The sequence below is a fragment of the Cellulomonas xylanilytica genome, from assembly GCF_007989805.1.
Taxonomy (GTDB): domain Bacteria; phylum Actinomycetota; class Actinomycetes; order Actinomycetales; family Cellulomonadaceae; genus Cellulomonas; species Cellulomonas xylanilytica.
In genome coordinates this window covers 516,759-540,333 of record NZ_BJUB01000002.1, presented here as the reverse complement: position 1 = coordinate 540,333, position 23,575 = coordinate 516,759, and the positions used below count along the sequence as shown (strand labels likewise).

22 protein-coding genes are annotated in these 23,575 nt (G+C 73.2%); 8 read left to right on the top strand and 14 right to left on the bottom strand.

Annotated features, from left to right (window positions below; translation table 11 throughout):
* Nucleotides 1-66 precede the first annotated feature (66 nt).
* The 8 genes from CXY01_RS05410 to CXY01_RS05375 all read right to left on the bottom strand — a co-directional run bounded on the left by CXY01_RS05410 (nt 67) and on the right by CXY01_RS05375 (nt 10,860).
* Nucleotides 67-1,491, bottom strand: coding sequence for a cellulase family glycosylhydrolase (locus tag CXY01_RS05410; protein WP_146926039.1), 1,425 nt, complete (start codon nt 1,489-1,491; stop codon nt 67-69).
* Nucleotides 1,492-1,625: 134 nt separating this feature from the next.
* Complete coding sequence (locus CXY01_RS05405) at nt 1,626-3,206, bottom strand: leucine-rich repeat domain-containing protein (protein ID WP_146926037.1); 1,581 nt, start codon at nt 3,204-3,206, stop codon at nt 1,626-1,628.
* 87 nt (nt 3,207-3,293) lie between these two features.
* A complete protein-coding gene (locus tag CXY01_RS05400) occupies nt 3,294-4,037 on the bottom strand; it encodes an AAA family ATPase (RefSeq protein WP_146926035.1) in 744 nt (247 codons plus the stop codon).
* 43 nt (nt 4,038-4,080) lie between these two features.
* Nucleotides 4,081-5,367 (bottom strand): CE1 family esterase, encoded by a 1,287-nt coding sequence (locus CXY01_RS05395; RefSeq protein ID WP_146926034.1) that lies wholly within the window; start codon nt 5,365-5,367, stop codon nt 4,081-4,083.
* Between the two features lie 125 nt (nt 5,368-5,492).
* Nucleotides 5,493-6,161, bottom strand: a complete 669-nt coding sequence (locus CXY01_RS05390; RefSeq protein ID WP_246125053.1) for a class I SAM-dependent methyltransferase — start codon at nt 6,159-6,161, stop codon at nt 5,493-5,495.
* A 162-nt stretch (nt 6,162-6,323) separates the two neighbouring features.
* Nucleotides 6,324-9,077 carry a glycoside hydrolase family 9 protein gene (locus CXY01_RS05385; protein ID WP_146926032.1) on the bottom strand — a complete coding sequence of 918 codons (2,754 nt, stop codon included), beginning with the start codon at nt 9,075-9,077 and terminating at the stop codon, nt 6,324-6,326.
* A gap of 206 nt (nt 9,078-9,283) precedes the next feature.
* The gene (locus CXY01_RS05380) at nt 9,284-9,679 is read right to left on the bottom strand and encodes a DUF6578 domain-containing protein (RefSeq protein WP_146926031.1); all 396 of its coding nucleotides are present in this window, start codon (nt 9,677-9,679) and stop codon (nt 9,284-9,286) included.
* Nucleotides 9,676-10,860, bottom strand: a complete 1,185-nt coding sequence (locus CXY01_RS05375; protein WP_246125051.1) for a VOC family protein — start codon at nt 10,858-10,860, stop codon at nt 9,676-9,678. The genes CXY01_RS05380 and CXY01_RS05375 overlap by 4 nt, the downstream gene beginning before the upstream one ends.
* Nucleotides 10,861-10,944: 84 nt before the next feature.
* On the opposite strand from CXY01_RS05375, the gene CXY01_RS05370 reads away from it, so the two are divergent.
* Nucleotides 10,945-11,388: an HIT family protein gene (locus CXY01_RS05370; protein WP_146926029.1), complete on the top strand. Its 444-nt coding sequence runs from the start codon at nt 10,945-10,947 to the stop codon at nt 11,386-11,388.
* 3 nt (nt 11,389-11,391) lie between these two features.
* On the opposite strand, the gene CXY01_RS05365 is transcribed toward CXY01_RS05370, so the two are convergent.
* Entirely contained in the window at nt 11,392-11,751 is a 360-nt protein-coding gene (locus CXY01_RS05365; protein WP_146926028.1) for a VOC family protein, read from the bottom strand.
* A 78-nt stretch (nt 11,752-11,829) separates the two neighbouring features.
* Here CXY01_RS05365 and CXY01_RS05360 point away from each other — a divergent pair, with 78 nt between their 5' ends.
* Nucleotides 11,830-12,759 (top strand): cold-shock protein, encoded by a 930-nt coding sequence (locus CXY01_RS05360; RefSeq protein WP_146926026.1) that lies wholly within the window; start codon nt 11,830-11,832, stop codon nt 12,757-12,759.
* A 66-nt stretch (nt 12,760-12,825) separates the two neighbouring features.
* On the opposite strand, the gene CXY01_RS05355 is transcribed toward CXY01_RS05360, so the two are convergent.
* Nucleotides 12,826-14,403 (bottom strand): cellulase family glycosylhydrolase, encoded by a 1,578-nt coding sequence (locus tag CXY01_RS05355; RefSeq protein ID WP_186813299.1) that lies wholly within the window; start codon nt 14,401-14,403, stop codon nt 12,826-12,828.
* Between the two features lie 273 nt (nt 14,404-14,676).
* Between CXY01_RS05355 and CXY01_RS05350 the strand changes: the two genes are divergently transcribed.
* The 5 genes from CXY01_RS05350 (at nt 14,677) to CXY01_RS05330 (ending at nt 19,381) form a co-directional block, all read left to right on the top strand.
* A complete protein-coding gene (locus tag CXY01_RS05350) occupies nt 14,677-15,603 on the top strand; it encodes an ABC transporter ATP-binding protein (RefSeq protein WP_146926025.1) in 927 nt (308 codons plus the stop codon).
* Nucleotides 15,600-16,457: an ABC transporter permease subunit gene (locus CXY01_RS05345; RefSeq protein WP_146926023.1), complete on the top strand. Its 858-nt coding sequence runs from the start codon at nt 15,600-15,602 to the stop codon at nt 16,455-16,457. The genes CXY01_RS05350 and CXY01_RS05345 overlap by 4 nt, the downstream gene beginning before the upstream one ends.
* Nucleotides 16,454-17,263, top strand: coding sequence for a hypothetical protein (locus tag CXY01_RS05340; RefSeq protein WP_146926022.1), 810 nt, complete (start codon nt 16,454-16,456; stop codon nt 17,261-17,263). The genes CXY01_RS05345 and CXY01_RS05340 overlap by 4 nt, the downstream gene beginning before the upstream one ends.
* 82 nt (nt 17,264-17,345) lie before the next feature.
* Nucleotides 17,346-18,701 (top strand): sensor histidine kinase, encoded by a 1,356-nt coding sequence (locus CXY01_RS05335; protein WP_246125049.1) that lies wholly within the window; start codon nt 17,346-17,348, stop codon nt 18,699-18,701.
* A complete protein-coding gene (locus CXY01_RS05330) occupies nt 18,698-19,381 on the top strand; it encodes a response regulator (protein WP_146926019.1) in 684 nt (227 codons plus the stop codon). The genes CXY01_RS05335 and CXY01_RS05330 overlap by 4 nt, the downstream gene beginning before the upstream one ends.
* Nucleotides 19,382-19,406: 25 nt before the next feature.
* On the opposite strand, the gene CXY01_RS05325 is transcribed toward CXY01_RS05330, so the two are convergent.
* The 3 genes from CXY01_RS05325 to CXY01_RS05315 form a co-directional block, all read right to left on the bottom strand.
* Nucleotides 19,407-19,754: an iron chaperone gene (locus CXY01_RS05325; protein ID WP_146926018.1), complete on the bottom strand. Its 348-nt coding sequence runs from the start codon at nt 19,752-19,754 to the stop codon at nt 19,407-19,409.
* Between the two features lie 74 nt (nt 19,755-19,828).
* Entirely contained in the window at nt 19,829-20,656 is an 828-nt protein-coding gene (locus CXY01_RS05320; protein WP_146926017.1) for an SGNH/GDSL hydrolase family protein, read from the bottom strand.
* A gap of 132 nt (nt 20,657-20,788) precedes the next feature.
* Nucleotides 20,789-21,739 (bottom strand): DUF4253 domain-containing protein, encoded by a 951-nt coding sequence (locus tag CXY01_RS05315; protein WP_186813298.1) that lies wholly within the window; start codon nt 21,737-21,739, stop codon nt 20,789-20,791.
* Between the two features lie 367 nt (nt 21,740-22,106).
* Between CXY01_RS05315 and CXY01_RS05310 the strand changes: the two genes are divergently transcribed.
* Nucleotides 22,107-22,874: an SRPBCC family protein gene (locus CXY01_RS05310; RefSeq protein ID WP_146926014.1), complete on the top strand. Its 768-nt coding sequence runs from the start codon at nt 22,107-22,109 to the stop codon at nt 22,872-22,874.
* Between the two features lie 112 nt (nt 22,875-22,986).
* Here the strand turns inward: CXY01_RS05310 and CXY01_RS05305 are convergent, their stop codons facing one another.
* Nucleotides 22,987-23,511: an allene oxide cyclase barrel-like domain-containing protein gene (locus CXY01_RS05305; protein ID WP_146926013.1), complete on the bottom strand. Its 525-nt coding sequence runs from the start codon at nt 23,509-23,511 to the stop codon at nt 22,987-22,989.
* Nucleotides 23,512-23,575: the final 64 nt, after the last annotated feature.

Sequence of the window (23,575 nt, the reverse complement as noted above, 5' to 3'; positions counted from 1 at the left end):
TCGCGGACCCACGCGCGCCGCCCCGGAGGAGGGGGTTCCGGGGCGGCGGCGGGAGGTGCGCAGACGTCAGCTCGTCGGGAAGCTGTCCGCCGTCATGATCCGGCTGCGCACGAACTGGCCGGACTGCGAGAGCTGCGAGGTGCCGTAGCTCGAGCCCCCGCAGGTCCCGGACCGGAAGGCGGCGCTGCTCTCGTTCGCGTCCGAGTACGTCCAGTTGACGTGGCTGATCTTCAGCGAGTCGAGCAGGTCGAGCCACGCGGTCGAGCTGCCGATGTCGACGGTGCCGCCGCCGGTCGCGCTCGTCGTGCCCCACTCGGAGACGAAGATCGGCAGCCTGCTCGCCGCGTTGCGCACCTCGGAGCGGTAGTTGTCCAGGTGCGACGCCGCGTAGAAGTGGAACGTGTACATGATGTTCGAGAACGCGAGCGGGTTGGCCACGATCTCCGCGGAGCTCGAGCCGTTGGAGACGCCCAGCGACGACCAGCCGCGCGTCCCGACGAGGATGACCGCGTCGGGGTCGAGGCCCCGGATGATCGGGATGACCTGGTTGGCGTACGTGCGGATCTGCTCCCACGAGACGCCGTTCGGCTCGTTCGCGATCTCGTAGATCACGTTCTTCTTCGCCGCGTTCCGTGCGGCGACGTTCCGGAAGAACGTCTTGGCGTTCTCCAGGTTGACGTTGGGGTCACCGGGCGTGAGCGTGTGGAAGTCGATGATCGAGTACATCCCGCGCGACTCGGCCTGGTCGACCAGGTCGTTCACCTTGGCGGTGAAGCCGGACGGGTTGGTGGTGTAGCCGTCCTCGTTGACGTACATCGCGATGCGCAGGACGTCGGCCTTCCAGTCGTTGGCCAGCGTGTCCAGCGAGGCGGAGTTGTAGCAGGACGGGAACCACTGCAGACCGTGGGTGCTGGCGCCGCGCAGCTGGATCGGCTTGCCGTACTGGTTGCAGAGGTTCACGCCGCACACGCGCAGCTGGCCGTTGACGGCGAGCGGCGTGGTGCCGGTGGGCGGCGGGGGAGTCGTCGTGGACGTCGGCGTCGGGGTCGTGGTCCGGGTCGGGGTGGGCGAGGAGGTGACCGAGCCGGTGCACGCGACACCGTTGACCGTGAACTGCGTGGGGACGGCGTTGCTCCCGCTCCACGAGCCGTTGAAGCCGAAGCTCGCGGTCCCGCCGGAGCGGACGGAGCCGTTGTAGCCCAGGCTCTTCACGGAGACCGTGCTGCCCGACTGGGTGGCCGTCCCGTTCCAGGCCTGCGTGATCCGCTGGCCCGACGGGAACGTCCAGCCGACCGTCCAGCCGTCGAGGGGGTCCCCGAGGTTGGTGAGCGTGACGTTGGCGCCGAACCCCTCGCCCCACTGGTTGGTGACCGCGTAGTCGACCTTGCAGCCCGCGGCCGCCTGCGCGGAGGAGGCGACGATCGCGCCGACCCCCGTCATCGCCAGCAGGGCCGCGGACAGCCAGGCGGTCACCCTGGTGCGCTGTGTCATGGGACTCCTCGTCATCGAGTGGGCACCGACGCCTGCGTGCTCGTCGGCAGAAGTCGAGGGTGCGACACGTGGCGTCTTTACCGCTAGAGAACTCGGGCAACGGTGTGGCGATGTAAACGTTTTGGTACTGCGGCTCAGGTCGTGCCGCCGACGTACACACCCTGCGCGCGCAGCTCCTCGATCCCGGGCGTCGCCGGGTCCAGCCCCTCGACGTCCACCCCGAGGAGTGCCGGTGCCGCGAGCAGCGGGCGCAGGTCGGTCACCGGGTTGCCACCGACCCAGAGCTCGTCGAGCGCGGGCATCGAGGCGAGCGGGGTCACGTCCGACACCTGGTTGTCCCGCACGTCGAGCATGCTGAGCGACGCGGCGCCGGCCAGCGGGGAGAGGTCGGCGACGGCCGCCTGCGCGACGTCGAGCTCGAGGAGGCCGGCCGATCCCGCGAGCGGCTCGAGGTCGGACACCCCCGTCCGGGCCAGCCCGACCCAGACCAACGACGTCGTCCGGCTCAGGGGTTGCAGGTCGGTGACGCCCGTGTCCGACAGGCCGAGGTTCGTCAGCGGCAGCCCGGCCAGGGCGGACAGGTCCGACACGGCGGCGTTGCCGGTCAGCCGCAGCGACGTCAGCCCGGTGAGCGCCGCGAGCGGACCGAGGTCGGTGACCTCCTGGCCGCTCAGGTCGATCTCGCGCACGGACGTGAGCCGCTCGATCCCCGCGAGGGACGTGACCCGCTCGCCGGTGCCGCCCCACGCGCAGTCGATCGCGTACACGTCGTCGAACCGGTCGGGGGCGAGCGCGCGACCCTCGTCGACCCCGAGCGCGCGCTCGACGCAGGCCGCGAGCACCGGGTCGGCCACAACGTCCGGCACCAGCTGCCGCTCGGCGACGCGGGAGCCGGCGACGATGCCGGCTGCGAGCACGACGGCGCCCACCGACGCAGCGGCGATCAGCCGCCGGTGGAGCGTGCGCGCCGCCGGCTCGGCAGCCGGGGGATCCCAGCGAGCGAGGCGGCGCCATGCTTCGACGGTGCACGTCCCGGCGACGACCGCCGCGGTGGTCGCGACGAGCCCGAGCGCGAGCGACCCGTCGAGCAGGAGCACGGCCGGCGACATCGGGCCACCGCGGTAGCGGCCGAGCGTCCCCACCGTCAGCAGCGCCGACGCCGCCGTGGCCAGGGCGGTGGCCAAGGCGCCGACGGCCACGAGCGCCGCGCCCGCGACCACCGCGCGCCGACGCCGCGCCAGCACGCCGGCGCCGGCGGTGGTCAGCCCCGCACCCACGACCACCAGCCAGACCCCGGCGAGCATGCGCGGCGACCCGACCGTGAAGTACCACGACCGCGTGGCCAGGTGCAGCGCGGCCGGGTCGGACAGCACGTCCACCACCCCGACGACGACCAGCACGCTCCCCGCGACGACGATCCCGGTGAGGCGACGCGTCGCCCGGCGGACAGACGCGGAGGCGGCGACGAGCGCGAGCGCCGCCGCGGGGACCAGCCCGAGCGCGAGAGCGAGCGCCGGCAACCCGTCGGACCGCAGCACGCGCAGCGCGTCACCGGCCGTCGACAGATCTCCCTCCCCGAGCATCGCCCGCACGCCGTCACCCAGGAGCGCCCACGTCCCGCCGCCGAGCAGGGTCGCGGCGGTCCAGGCGCCGACGAGGGCGACGACGCCCGCACCGACCCGCTGCACGACCTCCGCGCGCGTCGCCCCGGTCATCCGCATCTCCCGTCCTCGGCTGCCCGGCGACGGTACCCATCGCGCGACGACGTCCGGCGGCCGTCGGTGTCAAGGTCTCGTGAAGGCTCAGGCCAGCCAGTCAGGGTCGTCGAGCACGTGCCGCAGGAACCGCCGAGGGTCGTCCAGGAACCCCCGGTAGCTCTGCACCAGCTCCAGCTCGTCCCACGCGCACCGGCGCAGGCCCCACTCGCCGACCTCGTAGATCGTCGCGCCCGGGAGCGCGGCGAGCACCGGCGAGTGCGTGGACAGCAGGACCTGCGACGGCGTCGTGCGGACCAGGGACGTCAGGTGGGCGACGAGAGCGAGGCAGCCGGTGAACGACAGGGCGGACTCGGGCTCGTCGAGCAGGAACAGCCCGGGGTACCGCGGCTTCATCCGCTCGGTCGCCAGCGCGAGGAACGACTCGCCGTGCGACATCTCGTGGAACACCGGCTCAGGCCCACGGCCGGGGTTGTCCTCGAGGTAGGAGTAGAACGAGTGCATCGTCTCGGCGCGCAGGAAGAAGCCGTTCCGCGGCGCGCCGATCTCGCGCTCCAGGCGCAGGTACCGCCACAGCTCGGACTCGGTCCGCCGGGTGGCGTGCAGGGAACCGGTCGAGCCGCCCTCGGCCCCCATGCCGAACATCATGGCGACCGCCTCGACGAGCGTGGACTTCCCGGCGCCGTTGTCCCCGACCAGGACCGTCACCTGGTCGAGCGGCCAGCCCTCGCGCAGCACCTGCGCGACCGCGGGCAACTGCGTGAACCACGCGTCCGTCGGTACGGGCTCCTGGTCCTGCACCCGGACGGCGCGCACGGGCAGAGGGCTCATCGGGCGAGCCTAGGACGCCTCCGGCGCGGCCGTGCTCAGGCCGTCAGGAGCTCGTGCACGTCAGGGTCGGCGTCGGTGCGGTGCCGCTGCCCAGGAGGCCGAACGTCGTGGTCCCGCCGGCGGGCAGCCGGCCGTTCCAGGAGGCGTTCCGGACGACCACGAGGTCGCCCTGCGTCGACACCGTGCCGTTCCACACCTGCTCCACGCGCTCGCCGGACGGGCGCCAGCTGACGGTCCACGACGTCGATGCGGAGCCTGCGCGGACGGTCACCTCGCCCTGGAACCCGCCGGGCCAGGTGTTCGCGGTCCGGTACGTCGCCGTGCAGGCGCCGGCGGGCGGCGGAGTGGTGGGGTCGACGGTCGGCGTGGGCGTCGGGCTGACGGTCGGAGTCGGAGTCGGAGTCGGAGTCGGAGTCGGAGTGGGTGTCGGCGTCGGGGTGGGGGTCGTCGAGGTCAGCGAGCTGAAGAAGCGCCAGATCTCCCCGGGCACCCACGACTGCTGCTGCCCACGGTCCCGCGCGTCCCACTGGTGGCCGCTGTCGGACGCGAGCCACACGACCGGGTAGCCGTCGCGGCACGTGTAGGCGGTCCGCACGTGGGTCCCGCTGCCGGCGGCCGGTTCGGGCGCCTGCTGCGCCTGGCACCCGTTGTTCCGCAGGGCGCGGTCCCGCAGGGCGCGCCCCTGCGAGATGTTCAGGACGTCGTCCACGACACCGTGCGAGCCGAGGTACGCGATGGGCTGCGTGCCGCCCGCGCACCCGGACAGCTGAGCACCGTTGAGCACCGCGACCGCGCGGAACACGTCGGCCCGAGCGCAGGCCAGCGCGTTGCTCATGCCGCCGCCGTAGCTGAAGCCCGTCGCGAAGCGCTGCGTCGTGTCGATGCAGAGCGCGGACTCGACCGCCCGCAGCACGTCGTCCACGAAGGTGACGTCCCGGCCGTTGGTGTTGGGCCACGCGTTGTCGATGCCCTGCGGCGCCACGAACACCGTGCTGCCGCCCGCGAGGGGCTTCAGACCGTAGAAGCTCTGGTTGACCACGTCCGCCGCCGTGCCGTGCCACCAGTGCAGCCCCACGACGAGGCGGTACTGGCGGTTCGGGTCGTAACCGGCCGGCACGTCGAGGCGGTACGTGCGGGACAGCCCGCCGCTGGTGATCGTGTGGCTGCCGGTGGCCAGGCCGGCGGACCTGCCGCAGCCGGCCGTCGCGGCGGCCGGGACGGCGACCCCAGGCAGGGCCGAGGCGGGAGCGGTCAGCCCTCCGACGACGAGCAGGGCGGCTGCGGCCGCCAGCAGGGCCCGGGGCCCCCGGACCAGGGTGCGGATGCGCATGCGTCGTTCCTTCCAGAAGGCGTCCCGGCGTCGCTGCCGGGAAGACGGTGCCTGGCGATTTTAACGACACAATCCGCGGCGCCGGAGGGGTCCGAAACGGTTCGGGCGGGCCGGTATGCGCCCGGTCACGCCCGTCGCGCGAGCATGGCGACGTGGTGGCGGCCGGGCCGGTCAGGGTTCGCGCGGACCTGGGCGGGCTCGACCATGAACCCCGCGTCCTCGACCAGCCGGGCCAGGTCGTCGACCGGCCAGGAGTAGGCGGTGACGACCGCGTGCGGGAACGGTTCGAGCCGGTCACCGGCGAAGAACCCGACGAGCAGCGTGCCGTCGGCCCGGAGGCAGCGCCGGATCTCGCGCAGGACGGTGGGCACCCTGACGGGCTCGACGTGGATCAGCGAGTACCAGGCCAGCACGCCGCCCGCTGATCCGTCGGGCAGGCCGAGGTCGTCGAGCCGCGCCACCCGGTAGGACACCGCCGGGAAGCGCGCCTGGGCCTGCTCGACGAACGCGGGGACCAGGTCGACACCCTCGACCTCGGCTCCGAGCTCCGACAGCAGGTGCGTCCAGTGCCCGGGCCCGCAGCCGGCGTCGACGACGAGGCCACGGCAGCGCGCGCCCCACTCCGCGATGAGCTGCCGGTCGAGGGGATCCATCGCGCTCACGGAGCCGAGCAGCTCCGTGTACTCGGCGGCCCGGGCCGCGTAGGCCGTCCGCACGTCGTCGTCCGACGACGGAGCCGCGGCTCGCAAGCCGTGGCCGTCCGCGGCCGGGACGTCACGGGGCTGGAGAGGCACGGGACAGCATGGCACCAGCTCGTCGCGCGGGTGCCCGCCGACCCGGACATCGTCTGCGGCGGTCGGGCCACGGGGGAACGGACCGGCGGACAGGGCGAGGGCCGCCGGTCACGTGACCGGCGGCCCTCGTCGTCCTGATCGGGTCGTGCTTCAGCGGGTCGCTCAGGCGCAGGGCGCGCCGTTCACGGTGAACCCCGACGGAGCGGTGTTGCTGCCGCTGTACGAGCCGTTGAAGCCGATGCTCGTCGAGCCGCCGGCCGGCACGTTCCCGTTCCACGCCGCGTTCGTCACGGTCACGGCCGAGCCCGTCTGGCTGTACGTGGCGCTCCAGCCCTGCGTCACCTTCTGGTCGCCCGGGAAGGTGAACGCCAGCCTCCACGTCGTCCACGCCGTGGCCCCCGTGTTGGTGAGGGTGACGTTCGCGGTGAACCCGGTGCCCCACGAGCTCGCCGAGTAGGTCACCTTGCACCCGGCGGGAGGCACGGTGACGTTCGGCAGGGTCCGGAAGGCGACCGTCGCCGCGACCGCGGAGAGCTGACCCGCGGTGTCCTTCGCCCGGACGGTGAGCACGTAGTCGGTGTCGGAGATCAGCCCGGTGAGCGTGGCCGAGGTCGTGGTCGACGTCGTCACCACCGTCGACGTGCCGTTCTGCACACGGAGGACGTCGTACCCCGCGACGCCGGTGTCGTCCGTCGAGGGCGTCCACGTGAGCGTCGCGCCCGTCTGGGTGATGCCGGAGACGACGGGCGTGCCGGGGGCGGTGGGCGGCTGGTCGACCGGGTCCCCGCCGGTGGTCGTCACGGTGATCGACGGTGACGTCGAGGACAGCTGGGCACCGTTGCGGGCCATGACGACGAACGTGTGCGCGGCGCCGGGACGCAGGCCCGTGACGGTCGCGGACGTCGTGGTCGTCGTCGCCACGACCTGGAGCGAGTCCACGGCGACGCGCACGACGTCGTACCCGGCGATCCCGCTCTCCGCGTCGGTGGACGGCGACCAGGTGAGGCTCACCGACGTGTCGCCCACCGCGCTCGCGGTCGGCGTGCCCGGAACGCTCGGTCCCGTGGTGTCGACGGGAGGCGTGCCGCCCGCGTGCTCGGCCGCCCAGCTGGCGAGCCAGGCCAGCGCCGAGTTCCAGTTGATGGCGACCTCGTTGACCGAGTACGCCTCGATGTGGTCGACGAAGCACTTCTGGGGTGCGCAGCCGGCCAGCTGTGCCGCGGCGATCGGGTCCTGCAGCTCGCTGTTCGGGCCGCCGGAGAACGAGCCGGGCGGGGCGATGGGCAGCGACGGGTTCGCCTGGTGCGCCCAGAACCGGTGGTGCACGTTCTGGACCGCCTTCTCGCCGTAGCCCGCGATGTAGGACTGGTTGAGCGGGTTGCGGCCCTGGAAGTAGTCGAGCGCCGCGTACACGCCCGTGCGGTACCTCGCCTGGCCGGTGAAGTCGTACGCGAGCGCGAGGGCGTTCGCGTTGTTGGCGACCTGGCCGTTCGACCCCCAGTAGTAGACGGTCCCGGCGTTGTTGGGTGCCGGGTACGCCTGGCTGGTCGCGCGGGTCAGCGCCGCGTCGGCGAACGTCACGATGGCCGCGCGGGTGGCGGCGACGTCAGCGGTCGGGAGCCCGGTCGGGACCAGCGCGAGCGTCGTGTCGCCGAGGCCACCGGTCCAGCCCCAGTCGTAGCCGCGCTGCGCGAAGCTGCGGCCCTTGTACAGCGACGACCCGGTGACGTCCGCGCGGTACGTGTCGGAGCCGGTCGTCGCGTAGAGCTCGGAGGCCGCCCAGTAGAACTCGTCCGTCACCGACGTGTCGCCGTAGGCGCCGCCGCCGGTGCCGTCGCTCGCGGACGCGATCCGGTTCGGGTTCGCCTTGGCGGCGGCGTACGCGGTCTGCGCAGCGGCGAGGGCCTTGGCGGAGAACGTCGGGTCGAGCGTCTTCCACAGGCGCGACGTCTGCGCGGCGACGGCCGCCATGTTGAGCGTCGCCGCGGTGCTCACCGGCGACAGGAGCCGGCGCTGGCTGTCCTGCGCGGGGATCGTCGGGATCCCGGTCCAGTTCTCGTCGTGGATCTTGTGGTGCACCATCCCGGCGTCCGTGCGGCCGGCCGGGACCTGCATCCGGAGCAGGAACTCGACCTCCCACCGCGCCTCGTCGAGGATGTCCGGCGCACCGTTGGAGCGCTCCGGGATCGCCATCGTGCCGTCGGCCAGCGCCGTGCTGTCGGCACCTGCCACGTGCAGCGTCCGCTCGTAGGCGTTCTGCAGCTGCCACGTCGCGATGCCACCGTTGACGACGTACTTGCCGTGGTCGCCCGCGTCGTACCAGCCGCCGCGCACGTCCAGGTTGTACCCGCACGACTGTCGGCACGGGACACTCGTGTCGCCCTGGTTCGGCGCGACGCCCAGGTGACCGGCTGCCCGCGCGTAGGTGCTGCCGACGTACTGCGCCTCGATCGCGATGCCCGTGCGCTGGTGGTAGAAGAACGCGAGCGAGTCGTACCGCAGCTTCTTCACCGGGTCGGCGGAGATGTCGAAGGGGTAGCTGCTCGAGCTCGCGGCAGACAGCACGTAGCCGGAGCCGGGGGTGTCGAACGTCGAGAAGTCGATGAGGTGCGTCGAGTCGCCGGACAGCGCGTCGGCGCCCTTGACTGTCGACTGCCCCGACGCGACGACCGCACCGCCCGCGTTCCGCAGCGTCCAGGCCACCGGCGCGGTGGACGTGCTCACCAGCGTCGCCAGCTTGGCGACGCCGGGGACGTAGGCGACCTGGTTGACCTTGACGGGGGAGCCCGGGTCGGGGGCCGCGGCGGCGACCTGCGGGGCGGCGACGAGACCAGCGAGGGCCAGCGTGGCGGCGACCGCCAGACCGGCGGCGCGGCGGCGGGGCAGCCCGCCGCGACGGTGGGTGGTCGGTGACATGGCAGTCCTCTGCTGGGCGGTCGACGTGGCGGACGGCGAGCACCACGCTCGGCCGTGCCCCGACGCTGGGACCCCGCCGGCAGGGGTGCGCTCGGGCCACGCTAGGGCCGGGCACGTCTCCGTCCGGCGGGTGCGGCGGCGCGGAATCGATTAGGCACGCGGCCGCGACCCGGGGCGCCTCCCTCGCCCGGTCGGACGTCCTGTGCTCAGCCGGTCTCCGGCGACAGCTCGACCTCGACGACGTAGCCGGTGAAGCGGGCGTCCGACCGGTCGCGGTCGCTCCCGTCGGCGTGCGGCACCTCCTGGAGGACGGCCGAGCCCGGCACGGGGTACAGCGTCCGGTCGTCCGTGCCGCGCGGCGCGTACCCGCAGAAGGCGGCGTGGATCTCGACCACCGTGCCGCTCGTCACCGGGTGGTCGTCGGGCAGGGCGTCGTGGTGCTCCTCCGCGGACGAGATGCGGGAGGCGACGTCGGGACCCAGCACGGACTCCAGCCAGTCGGGGTCCGGGTCGCCGCACCGCCAGGCGACCGCGTCGCCGACACCGAACGGCGTGCCGCAGCACTGCAGCTGCCACGCGTCGACCCAGACGAGGACGCTCATGCGCTCCGTCCGTGGGCAGTGACGACCAGCTCGTTGCCCTCGGGATCGGCGACCAGCCAGCGACCCGTCGACTCGCCCAGGAGCCGGCCACCGGCCGCGACGGCCGCGGCGACACGCGCCTGCGCGAGGTCCGACGGCACGGCCAGCTCGACGTGGATGCGGTTGCGCTGCCGGCGCCGCTCCGTCTCCGACAGGTCGATCTCCTGGAACACCAGGTCGACGTTCAGCCGCCGCGGGTCGTTGATGTCGCTGTTCCAGTCCCGCCGGTCCGGCGTGTACCCGAGCGCGGCGAGCCAGAACGCGCGGACCGCCGGCACGTCGGCGGCGTCGAGGAAGAGCTGGACGAACCGCGGCAGCGCGGGGTCCGCCGTGGCCCCGAGGTCCCGGGCGGCGGCCTGGAGGCGCGCCGCCAGGTCGGTGAACTCGAGCGCGAGCCCGTGGGCGTCCTTCTCCCACCGGTCCTTGCCGCTGTCGAGGACCACGAGCCCGGGCCGCAGGTCGACCAGCAGCGGGAAGCCCACGTCGTGCGCCAGCGCGGCTGCCGCCGCTGCGAGGTCACGCTGCTGCGCCGGCGAGGTGGTCCGGTAGCACGCGATCGCGCTGAACACCGACTGCCAGTCGGCGGTCCCGGGGCTCTCGCCGAGCGCGTCGCCGGGCACCAGGTCGACCTCGTTGCCGTCGGGGTCGGTGCGGCACACCCCGTACGGTCCCGTCGGCTCACCGAGCTCCACCTGCTCGACGCCCGCGGTCGGCCGGACGACGTCGAGGTGGATGCGGTTGCGCAGTGGTCGTCGCTCGGTCGTCGGCCGGATCCGGAGCGCGGGGTCGCGCCGCAGCGGGTCCGCGAGGCTGCCCTCCTCGTCGAGGGCGTAGTCGAGCGCCTGCTGCCAGAACGGTCTCACCGCGTCGGGGTCCGGGGACTCGAGCACGACGCTCAGCTGCTGCAGCCCGGCCGGGTTCGCGACGAGCCCGAGCTCTTGTGCGGCCGTCGACACCGCCTCGGCGACGTCGTCGGAGCCGACGCGTGCTCGGACGCCGGTGGCGCGCACGTCGACCGCGACGTCGGCGGACACCTCCAGGATCCGTCCGGCCAGCTCGGCCGCCTCGATCAGCGAGGGCGCGTCGAACCACGCGGTCGCGACGCCGTCCAGCATCCGCCAGTCCGTCCCGATCTCTGCCATGTACCGCACGGTAGACCTCACCCCGGACACCCTCCGGCCCGTGCGGGCTGGCACCCGGGCGGGTGCGCTGCGACTGTTGCGCGCATGACCGAGGACACGGCGCAGGACTGCGTCTTCTGCGACATCGCTGCGGGGCACGGCGAGGCCAGCCGGGTGTACGAGGACGACACCGTCGTGGCCTTCATGGACCTGAACCCCGTCACGCCCGGTCACCTGCTCGTCGTGCCGCGCGAGCACGCGATCGGCCTCGACGACGTCGACCGGGCCACGAGCGCCCACGTCTGGTCGGTCGGTCAGGACCTGGCACGGGCCCTTCGGCGGTCCAGCCTGCGGTGCGAGGGCATCAACCTGCTCGTCTGCGACGGCGAGGCCGCCTTCCAGACCGTCTTCCACCTCCACCTGCACGTGGTCCCGCGCTACGCCGCAGACGGGTGGACCCTCCTCGGCGAGGAACCGCCGGCGCGCGCCAGGCCGCTCCTCGACGGCCACGCACGAGCAGTCAGAGCCGCCCTCGTGTCGACGGACTGACGCTCACGCCACGGGCTCCTGGTACAGGCCCATGACGCTCCCGCCGGGGTCGCGGAAGCGGGCAGTCAGCTCGCCGGCGTCCTGGCCGACCGGCTGGACCAGCTCGCAGCCCTCGGCGACCACGCGCTCGACGGCTACGGCGAGGTCGTCCACCCACAGGTAGACGAGCACGCCCGGCGGGGTCGTCTCCCGGTGCGGGACCCAGTGCCCGCTGACCTCCTCGACCGAGTCCTCGAAGAACCAGGTGCCGTGCGCGGAGCGCACCGCCCAGCCGAAGACGCGGGCGTAGAACTCCGCCGAGGTCTGCGGGTCGTCCGCGGGCAGCTCGACGTGGCAGATCTTCCCGTGGCGCAGGGTGGTCATGGTGCATCGCCTCCGGTCCATGGTGGCGGGGGACACTAGGGGGTAGCAACCACCCGTCTTGTCAGCGAGGAGCTCACCGTGCCCCAGGGAACTGTCCGATGGTTCGACGCCGAGCGGGGGTTCGGCTTCCTCTTCCTCGGGGAGGATGCCGAGGACCTGTTCGTGCACGCGTCCGAGATCGTCGGCGAGGAGACGAGGGTGCTCCGGGAGGGGCAGGTCGTCGAGTTCGAGATGGGCGAGGGCGACAGGGGACCGCAGGCCCGTCGCGTCCGGGTCACGGGCGAGCTCGCGCCGGACGCCCTCCTGGGTGTGCTCGGCACGGTCTCCTGGTACGAGCCGGGCAAGGGGTACGGCTTCATCACCCCCGACGGCGGCGGTGCGGAGATCTTCGTGCACAGCTCGGCCATCGTGGGCGGCGGCGTGATCTCGGACGGGCAGCGGGTCGCGTTCCTCGTCGTCGACGGCGAGAAGGGCCCGCAGGCGGACCACCTGCTGCCGCTCGGTGCGCAGGCCATGGGACGACCTCGGGCCTCCGACGGCGCGGACGGCACCGTCTCCTGGTACGACGCGGAGAAGGGCTTCGGGTTCGTGACCCCGGACTCCGGCGCCGAGGACCTCTTCGTCCACGTCCGGGCGCTGCCCGGCGGCGTGACCGAGCTCTCCGAGGGCGACCGCGTGACCTACGACGTCGGCACGAGCGAGAAGGGGCTCCAGGCCCGCAACATCCGGCTCGTGGGTGGTTCGGCACACCGAGGTGCTCCGTCCGGCAGCCGATCGGGCCCGTCGAGGGAGTCCGGCGGCGCCGTGCGCGGGGGCGAGGGCGTGGTCGCGCGGTACGACGCCGAGCGGGGGTTCGGCTTCATCACCCCGGACGCGGGCGGCGACGACCTGTTCGTGCACGTGTCGGTGGTGCGTGGCGCCGAGGCGCTCGAGGAGGGTGACCGGGTCCGGTACAAGGTGCGCCAGAGCGACCGGGGACCGCAGGCCGACGGCGTCGAGCTGCTGTGACGCAGCGCCCGAACCCGCCGGACCGGTCCGGCGGGTTCGGGCGACATCGCCGTCAGGCCGGCGTGGTCAGGAGCCCGTGATCGCGGTGATGATGCCCTGCTGGGTCACCGTCGCCGAGGCCCGGTCGAACAGCGCGAACCCGTACTGGCCGTTGTGCCCGTTGTCCCAGTAGGCGGTGGCCGCACCGTACTTCTTCGCGGTGGCGACGAGGGCTCGGGCGTAGTCGGCGCGGTAGCGGTTGTTCGTCGCGTCGAAGGCCGTCTTGTCGATCGAGCCGTACTCGCCGATGAACACCGGGTACCCGTTCACCACGAACGTGTCGTGCATCTTCTTCAGCTGCGCGTCCATGAAGTCCTGCTGACCCCAGACCGACTTCTTCGAGGCGTTGGTCGCGTTCGGCCCCCACTGGGTGATGGTGCCGTCCTCGGTGCCGGTGAAGTCCCACGGGTCGTAGTAGTGCGCGGAGATCATGAGGCGCTTCTCGTTGCTGGGAATGGCCGACGAGCGGTACTGGTCGGTGGGCACGACGAAGCCGTAGCTGCCGGCGGTGTAGTCGATGTTGGTGTTCCAGCCGGGCACCAGGAGCCACCGGGAGGCGTTGTTGCCGCCGGTCCGGCGCACCGTGTCGACGAAGACCTGGTTGTACGCGTTGATGTTGGAGTAGCACGGCTGCGTCGGGGCGCCGTACTGCCCGTCGAAGTTCTCGTTCATCGACTCGAGGATCAGTCGCCCGCCGTAGCCCTGGAACATCGACGCCACCTGCTGCCAGACCTTCTGGTACTTGGCCTTGATCGCGTCCTGCCCGGACGCGTCGCAGATGAGCCAGGAGCCGCCGACGCTCTTGTAGCCGTCGCCGTGCATGTTGATGACGACGTACAGCCCGCGGTCGTACGCCAGGTCCACGACCTGCTTGATCCGGGCGAGCCACGCGGCGTCCACGGTGTAGCCGGGCGCGGACCCGATCTTGCCGAGGTAGGAGACCGGGATGCGGATCGTCGTGAAGCCCGAGGCCTTGACCCGGTCGATCAGGGCGCCCGTCACGACGGGGTTGCCCCACGCCGTCTCGTTGGGCACCCCGTTGATGTTCGCCTCCAGCTGGTTGCCGAGGTTCCAGCCCTTGCCCAGGCCGGCGACGAGCTGGGCGGCGCTGCCCGTGACCGGTCCCGCGGTCGACGTCGGTGTGGGGGTCGGCGTGGTCGTCGGTGACGTCGTCGGGGAGCTGGTCGGGGTGGCGACGCCTCCCGTGCACGCGACGCCGTTGAGCGTGAACGCGGTCGGCACCGGGTTGGTCCCGGTGAACGCGCCGTTGAAGCCGAACGACGCGCTGCCGTTGGTGCCGATCGCCCCGTTCCACCCGGCGTTGCGCACCGACACGTCCGCGCCGGACTGGGTGACCGACCCGTTCCACAGCTGCGAGACCCGCTGGCCCGCACCGAACGAGAAGCGGACGTCCCACGCCGTGATCGGGTCACCCAGGTTGGTCACCCGCACGTCGGCGCCGAAGCCGCCCTGCCACTGGTTGGTCACCGTGTAGTCGACACGGCAGCCGGCGGCGGCGGTCGCCTGGCTGGTGACGGCGATCGATCCGGTGACGGCGACGACGGCCGCCGTGGCCAGGGTCAGCACCTTGCGAAGTGAGCGCACGCGGGGATCCCTCTCAGGAACGGGAGCGCCGAGGGACACGGGCGACCCTGGCAACGAGTGGCAACACCACCAGACGAACGACGCCCGCGCAGCGGGTGAAGCGATTCGCGCCGGCACTCAGCGGCGTCGCCCTGCGGGGGCAGTCCTCCTCCCGTGGGGGGAGGAGGCCGACGGGGCGTGTTCCTCCGCCGGGAGGTGCCGAGCGCCCCCGCGGGATTCGTAGCGTCGCCGACGGACGCCACTCGGGCGCCGACCCGACGAGAAGGAGACGTGATGATCACGGTGGAGGCGCTGACCAAGCGCTACGGCAGCACGACGGCGGTGGACGGGCTGACGTTCACCGCCCGGCCCGGGACGGTCACGGGGTTCCTAGGACCCAACGGCGCGGGGAAGTCGACGACCATGCGCGTCGTCGTCGGGCTCGAGCGCCCGACGGCCGGCACGGCGACGGTCGCCGGCCGCCGGTACGCCGACCTGCATGCGCCGCTGCACGAGGTGGGCGTCATGCTCGACGCCCGCTCGGTGCACCCCGGCCGCACCGCGTACAAGCACCTGGTGTCGATGGCGCAGACGCACGGCATCGGCAAGGCCCGCGTGCGTGAGGTCATCGCGCAGACCGGCCTGGAGCCGGCGGCGCACCGCCGTGCGGGCACCTTCTCCCTCGGCATGGGCCAGCGGCTCGGCATCGCGGGTGCGCTGCTGGGCGACCCCGCCACGCTGATCCTCGACGAGCCGGTCAACGGCCTGGACCCCGACGGCGTCCTGTGGGTGCGGCGACTGGTCCGCGAGCTCGCGGCCGAGGGGCGCACGGTGCTCCTCTCGTCCCACCTCATGCACGAGCTGGCGCTGTGCGCCGACAGGGTCGTCATCATCGGCCGCGGCCGGCTGCTCGCGGACGCGTCGGTCCAGGAGATCGTCGACCGCTCGCAGGGTGCGGGCACCGTGCGCGTGCGCACGACCGACCCCGAGCCGCTGGCGCGGGAGCTCCTCGCCGCCGGAGCGCAGGTCGTGCGGCAGGAGGGCGGGGTGCTGCGCGTGCGCGCGGCGTCCGTCGAGGAGGTCGGCACCGCCGCCCGCCGGTGCGGGGTGACCGTCCTCGAGCTCGGCAGCGAGTCGGGGTCCCTGGAGGAGGCGTACCTGGAGCTGACGGGCGAGGCCCTCGAGTACCGCGCCGCCGACGTGCAGGGCGGTGCGCGATGAGCACGTCGACCCCGACGCCGGTCTCCGGACCCACGGCCGCGCGCGTGGTCGCCGCCGAGTGGACCAAGCTGACCTCCCTGCGCTCGTCGTGGTGGATCGCCGCCGTGACGGCGGCCGTCGGCGGCGCGATCACCTACCTGAGCGCGCAGGCGTCGTCGGTCGACCCCGGTTTCCAGCCGGTCGACTCCCTGTCGACGGGGCTGGTGCTGGCCCCGGTGGGCCTGCTCGTCCTGGGCGTCCTCGTCGGCGCCGGAGAGTTCCGCACCGGCGCCTTCCGCACCACCTTCACGACGGTGCCGCGACGGGCGCCGGTCCTGGTCGCGCAGACGCTCGTCGTCGCGGCGTTCGCGCTGGGGGTCGGGGTGCTGACGACCACAGCCAGCGCCCTGGGCATCCTGCCCGCGGCGACGTCCCGCGGCATCGCGGTCGACCTGACCGCCGGCGACGGCCCCGCGCTCGTGCTCGGCATGGTGCTGTTCTTCGTCGGGATGGCGCTGCTCGGGCTGGCCCTGGGGGCGCTGCTCCGGCGGACGGTCCCGGCCCTGGTGACCGCGCTGTTCCTGGTCCTGATCCTGCCCGTCGTGCTCATGATCGCGACCGACCCGCTCGTGGGCGGCGGCGACCCCGCGTCGATGGTGGCCTCGGAGGCCGTCCCGCGGACGACCGTTGTGGGCACGCTCACGGTGCTGACGCCCGGCACCGCCGGGACCCTGATGACGACCTCCCCGTCCTCCGGCGGCATGGACGGCGCGCCCGACCTGGGCCCGGTGGGCGGCGGCCTGGTCCTCGCGGCCTGGATCCTCGTCCTCCTCGTCGCGGCGGCGGTGCGGCTGCGGACCCGGGACGTGCGATGACCACCGTCCGGGCAGCTCCGGCCCGCACGGGAGTCTCCGCGGCCCGGGTGCTCCGTGCCGAGTGGACCAAGCTCACGAGCCTGCCGTCGAACGCCTGGCTCGCGCTCGGCACGGTCGTGGCGGCTGCCGGCACCGCGTACGGGCTGGGCCTGTTCGTCCAGCCCGGCGACGGCCGGTCGGGGTCGTGGGTGGTGACGTCCGGCTTCGTGCTGGCCCAGGTGGGGTTCCTCGTCCTCGGTGTGCTCGTGGGGGCGGGGGAGCACACGACGGGGACGGCACGGACGACGTTCGCCACCGTGCCCCGTCGGCTCCCCGTCCTCGGCGCCCAGGTCGTGGTCACGGCGGTCGCCGCGCTCCTGACGGCCCTTGCCGCCCTCGGTGTCTCCGTCCTCGCGACGGCACCGGCTCGCGCGGGCGACGCCCCTGCTCTCGACCTGTCCGTGCCTGGCGCGGCCCGTGCGCTGCTGGGGTTCGCCCTGGCGTCGGTCGCCGTCGCGGTGCTCGGGACGGGCCTCGGCGCGCTGCTGCGCCGCCCCGCCGAGGCACTCGTCAGCGGGGTGCTTCTCCTGGTCGTCGGCGAGCACGTCCTCGCGATGAACCCGGGCCGGGTCACCGACACCCTCCGGGCCTTCCTGCCGTCCTCGGGCGCCCGGCTCGTGCAGGACGACGCCGCGCTCGCGGCGCTCGACGCCGCGACGCTCGGACCACGGCTCGGGACGTGGGGCGGCGGAGTCGTCGTCGCCGCGTGGGTGCTCGTCGTGCTCGCCGCCGCGGCGTACCGGCTGGTGCGGCATGACGTCCGCTGACCGGCTCCGCTCCCGGCCGACGGCGCCGTCCGCCGGCGGGGAGCTCGGCCGCGCGGGCACGTCCGGATGGGAGAGTGGGCGCGTGGTGATCCGACGCGCGGTCGAGCCGCTCACCGAGGAGCAGGTGCGCGGCGCCAGCCCGGTCGCCCGGCTCGTCACCGCCCGCCCCTGGGTCATGGACGTCGCCGTCGCCGTCGCGATCGTCGTGGTCGGCCTCGTCGGCGCGATCTTCATCGAGGAGACGGCCGCGGGCGCCGTGGCGCTCGGGCTGTACCCGCGGGACTCGGACGTCGCGCGCTCGGTCACCACCACGTGGCTCGTCGGGACCGCGGTGGGGGCCGCGCTGCTGCTCCTGCGGCGCACCTGGCCGATCACCGTCACCGTGCTGCTGACCGCCGCGGCCCTCGCGTCGCTGCTGGCCGCCGGCGTGCTCGGCGTCCTCGGCGCCTGCCTGGCGTGCGCCCTCTACGCCGTGGCGGCGGAGCGTGGCGCCACGACCGCCTGGATCACGTTCGGCGGCGTCCTGACCGTGGTGACGGTCGCGCTGTGGCGGTTGCAGGACCTCGGGATCATCGAGGTCATCGCGTGGTCGGGTGCGTCGATCCTGCCCCCGTCCGACTTCGCCACGTACCTGGAGGAGCCGTTGTTCTCGCCCGGGCGACGCCTGGGGTCCGTGCTCCTGCTGCTGGCCCTGCTGCTGCTGGGCGTCGCCTTCGGGTCGGCGGCACGGGCTCGGCGCCTGCACGCGGCCGACCTCGTCGAGCGGTACCGCGCGCTGGCTCGGGAGCGGGACCACAGCGCCGCGCTCGCGCGGGCCGCCGAGCGCGCGCACATCGCCCGGGAGATGCACGACGTCGTCGCCCACAACCTGACCGTGATGGTCGCCCTGGCGGACGGCGCCGACGCCGCCTTCGAGCGCGCGCCCGACCGCTCCCGGGACGCAGTCCGTCAGGTCGCGCGCACCGGGCGGTCCGCGCTGGCCGACATGCAACGCGTCCTCGGTGCCCTCGGTCCGGCCGGGGGCGACGGCACGGAGCCCACCGAGGCCGACCTGCCGACCGTCGTCGAGCGGTTCGCCGTCACCGGCATCCCCGTCAGCGCGACCGGCCTGGACACTGCGCTCCCCGACGACACCGCGGTGCGTCTGGCGGTGCTCCGCATCCTGGGCGAGGCGCTGACCAACGTCCTGCGGCACGCCCCCGACGCACCGGCCGTCGAGGTCACCGTGCGGCGGACCCTGACGACGGTCGAGGTCGACGTCGTGGACGCAGGGGGCAGCCGCCCCGGCAGCGGCGGCGGCACCGGACGTGGCATCGTCGGGATGCGGGAGCGCGCGGCACTCCTCGGCGGCCACGTCGACGCCGGGCCGCTGCCGGACGGCGGCTGGCGCGTGCACGCAGTCCTCCCGTGGTCCGACGACGAGGGAGGCGCACGATGACGACGGTGCTGCTCGTCGACGACCAGGCGCTGCTGCGGAGCGGCTTCCGGCTCGTCATCGAGTCCGAGCCGGACCTCGAGGTGGTCGGCGAGGCGGCCGACGGCCGGGTCGCGCTGGACCAGGTGGCCGCGCTCGCGCCCGACGTCGTCCTCATGGACATCCGCATGCCCGGCATGGACGGCATCGAGGCGACCCGGCACATCGTCGCGCAGCACCCCGGGTCGCGCGTGCTGGTGCTCACGACCTTCGACGTGGACGACCTCGCGTTCGCGGCACTGCGCGCCGGCGCGAGCGGCTTCCTGCTGAAGTCGGCCCGTCCCGACGAGCTCGTCGACGCGATCCGCACCGTCGCCGCGGGAACCTCCGTCGTGGCACCGCGCGTGCTGCGCCGGATGCTGGACCTCTTCGCGCCTCACCTCCCGGCTGCCGGCGAGGACCCGCCCGCCGGAGACCTCGACCCTCGGCTGGGCGTGCTGACGCCCCGTGAGCTGGACGTCCTGCGCCTCATCGCCGAGGGCGCGTCGAACGTCGAGATCGCGGCCGAGCTGGTGGTCTCCGAAGCGACCGTCAAGACGCACGTCGGCAACGTCTTCGCCAAGCTCGGGGCCCGGGACCGCGTCCAGGCGGTGATCATCGCCTACGAGTGCGGGTTGCCCGGCGACCGCGCGACGCGCGGCTGAGCGCCTCGCCCCGGACGGCGCCCAGTCATCCCGTGGCCGACGCCCGAGCCAGCCGTTCGACGAGGTCGTCCGGGATGGGGCGACGCAGCGAGAAGGTGATGCCGGTCTTGGTCGTCTTCAGGCCGGCGGCCGCGATCTCGTCGGCGTGCTCGGTGATGGCGCTGGGCAGCACGTACAGCCCGCACTGCTTGCTGAACGCCGCATAGCTGGCGACGACGGAGTCGCCGATCCGGAACCCTGGCATGTTGTAGGCCACCATCTCGTCCGCCTCGGGCAGGGCGCGGCCCAGGATCGCGCGCAACCGTGCCAGCGTGGGCTGGAACGCCTCGGGCGCCGCGGCGATGTAGGCGTCGTGGTCGGCGATGGTCGTCATGACGGCGTCTCCTCCGGTGTCGTTCCCTGCCAGACCGCAGGAGTGACCGGCTCACTCGGTCGGTCGCCGCGCGGTCAGTGCCTGTCGCAGCGGTGCTTGAGTGGACCGAGCGCCGAGTTCACGGCGGCCGTGTAGGCCTTGTACCCCTGGACGGTCGGGTGGAACGCTCCGGGATCCGACGGCCCCAGGATCCACGGGTCCGGCGAGTTCACCCCGTGGCCGTCGAACCGCGTGCGGACGTCGACGAACTGGAAGCCGGCGCGGTCGGCCGCGGCAGCGATCACCGCGTCGAGGGTGTCGGCAGCGGCGTTGAGGGCAGTCTGCTCAGCCGCCGAGGCGGCGAGGTAGTCGCCGTACTCCGGCGAGAACAGCCGCGGGTAGCCGGCCACCACGACCTCGGCGTCCGGGGCGGCCGTCCTGACCTGCGCGTACACCGCGTCGAGAAGGGCCGGCAGCTGGGTCGTGATGCGGGCGTCGACGACGGCGACCGTGCCCGTGCACTGGGCGTCGGTGCCGCCGAGACAGGCGACGACCGCACTCGACCAGCCGATGTCGTTCCCCCCGATGGTCAACGTCACCAGGTCCGTGTCGGCGTCCAGCGCGGCGAGCTGTCCACCGGCGACGAGCGACGTCGTGGTGGCCCCCGCGCAGGCGACGAAGTCGTCGAGCCGAAGACGGTGGCGCCCGTCGAGCTGCACGGCGTAGGCGCTCTGCGAGCGGCCGCACTCGGCGTAGGGCGGGACGCCGTACCCGGAGGCGTAGGAGTCGCCGAGCGCGTCGTAGACGACGCGGGAGTCACCTCTGGGCCCTGCGCTCGCGGCCGAGCCGAGGGACCCGACGAGCACGAGCGCGGCTGTGACGGCCAGGACGGCGGACCGCGTTGTCCGCATGGTGCGCTTCATCTTCGCACCGTACTCACATCACCTCGACGCGACTACCGGCGTCGCCTGAGGGGTAAGGCTCAGACGAAGCTCGCCACGAGCGCGAGCTGGTCGGCGGAGGACGCGTGGACCCCGTGAGCGGCACGACCTGACCTACGGTCGGTCGTGGAGGAACCAGGTGTCGCTGCGGGCGACGATCAGCGCGAGCTCCCACTGGGACAGCTGAAGGCTGCCGGCCCAGGCCAGGAGCTGGCCGGCGAGATCCCACGCCTCCTCGCCTTGCTGCGGGCGGCGGGTGACGGTGAGCTGCAGCATCGTCCCCCAGGAGGCGACGAGCTCCGCACCCCAGGTCCTGTGCCACCGCTCGAGCGCCGCGACGAACGCCGGCGCGTCGGAGTCGACACCGAAATAGCTCACCCACTCGAACGCCAGCCAGGGTGAGGTGGTCGGCAGCAACGCCAGCTCGACCGAGTCCGGCTGGAACCACGCCCGCGTCCCGACATGGGGTTGCAGTCGCCCCTCGACCATCGCCACCAGTGACGGGTCTGCCATCAAACGGTCGTGAATCCACCGGTCGACCTCGTGATCGAGGACCGGGTCCGACAGCTCGGCCGCCATCCTGGCCGACAGGCCAGCGCCGCGGAAGACGTTCTCCCACCCTCCGTGCCAGTCCTCCTGCGCGCGCGGCACGTCGAACACGAAGCGGGGGAACATCCGCGCGTCGTCTATACCGGCGATGGAGCTCTGGAGCGCAGTGAGCTCGTCGTCGGGCACCTGCCGGAACCAGGCGTTCCACTCCGGCGCGACCGCTATCGGCCACCGAGACGTGCTGGGCAGCACGTCTCGTGCGGCGCGCCAGAGCTCCAGGACGCGGGCCGGGTCCACATGTTCGATCACGAGCACGTCGCTGTCGGGCGGCGTGAAGGGGGAGCCCGCGGGGTGTGGGTTCCGCGGCGGCCTGACCGGCATGCCTTCCAGAGCTGTTCCGCGGAGCACCCTGACGACCTCCTCCGCGCTGCTCGCCACGTCGGCATCGTCCGGCAATCCGCTCTGGGCCACAAGGGATGGCGACACGGCATCACGGCTGCGGTGCCGGGTCGTCATCGCGCAAGCCCGCTGAGGCGGACGCGGCACCGCCGCGCGCGTCCCGCGACGGCCCGCCCACCCGGGGCGCATCCCACAGCTGGAGGGCCGCACCCTGTCGGCGGCGGGTCGCGGCTGCAACGAGCTGAGCGGGTCGATCACCGTGCTCGCACGTCCCGTGGACGGCGCCCTGACAGGGCGCCGCTCCGGCCACCGCAGCGTGGCTCGGCCGGACCGGTGCCGGGTCCGCGGCCGTCGTGCAGCCCTCGGACGTTCGCCGGGCACGATCACCGCGCCGGGGTGATGCTGAAACAGCGGCGCCGCGGACCCCCACGGCGCCACCGGTCGATCCAAGGAGCGGTGATACCGGTCAACCGGAGGAGAGGTCATGACGACGAAGGTTGAGAAGTCGATCCTGGTGAACGTGCCGATCAGCGTCGCCTACAACCAGTGGACGCAGTTCGAGGAGTTCCCCCACTTCATGGGTGGCGTCAAGAAGATCACCCAGCTGAGCGAGGACCGCCTGCAGTGGGTCGCGGAGATCGCGGGCGTACGCCGCGAGTGGGAGGCGAAGATCCTCGAGCAGGTCCCGGACCAGAAGGTGTCGTGGGCGGCGACGTCGGGCGCGACGAACGCGGGCGCGGTGACGTTCGAGGACGTCGGCGGCGGTCAGACGTCGGTGCACCTGTCGCTCGAGTACGAGCCCGAGGGCCTCGTCGAGAAGGTCGGCGACAAGCTGAACATCGTCGAGAACCAGGCCAAGGGCGACCTCGACCGGTTCAAGGCGTTCATCGAGGACGAGGGCTACGCGACGGGCGCGTGGCGCGGGTCGATCGAGACCGGGACGACGGGGACGCCCGGGGTCGAGGACGCGGCGGCGTCGCGCGGCGACAGCGGCCACGCCGGCGTGTCCGGCAAGGCAGCGGCCACGGGGCTCGGCGTCGCGGCGGCTGCGGCAGCCGCCGTGGTGGCCGGCAAGAAGAGCGGCTCGGAGGAGACCGAGGTCTCGGACGTCGACCTCGTGTCTCCGACGCCGCCCGTCGCGTCCGCCGACTATCTGGGCGACACCGCGGCGCCCACGACCAGCGGCCTCGAGGGCGACCCGCTCGTCGTGACGGACGACCGCGACGACCGCGACGGCGGCCCGCGCATCTGACGGCTCGGCCACGGCACGCGGTGCACTCCGCGCCGAGCACACCCCGACCGGGTGCCGGTGTTCCGGCGCCCGGTCGGGTGCGTGCGGCCACTGACCGGCGCCGGACCGCCTCCTAGCGACGCTCCAGCGCGATCCGCAGCGTCCCGGTGTTCTCCGCGTTGCCGAGCTCGGTGAGCACCAGCTCGCCGTTCGCCCCCACGTACGCGCCCGTGCCGCCGACGACCGCCAGCGTCTTCACCGCCGCGTTCGAGGCGCGCCCCTGGGCCACGATCTGCCCGCCGGCCAGCTGGTAGGACACCTGGCAGCTGAGCGCGATGGGCGGGTCGGCGGGGACGACCGCCGTGACCGTGCAGGCCCCGCCTCCCGCGCCCACCTGCACGCCGTCGCGGAGCAGGGTGTCCTCGAACACGATCTGGTCGCCGCGGCTCGGGGAGAGCTGAGGATCGGTGATCGACGTGACCTCCCGGACGCCCTCCGGCCCGAAGTCGAGCAGGAAGAACCCGGTGAACTGCACGTCGAACGTCAGGACACGGGTCCGCCCGTGCGACCTGTCGACCGCATCACCGGCAGGGGACGCAGCGGAGAGGGTGAGGATCCCGAGAGTGGCGACGGCGGCGGCGACGAGTGGCTTGCGCATGACGACTCCTGACTTGCGACGAACGAGCCGCGGGACACGGCCCACGTCCGACGGTCCGCGCGTG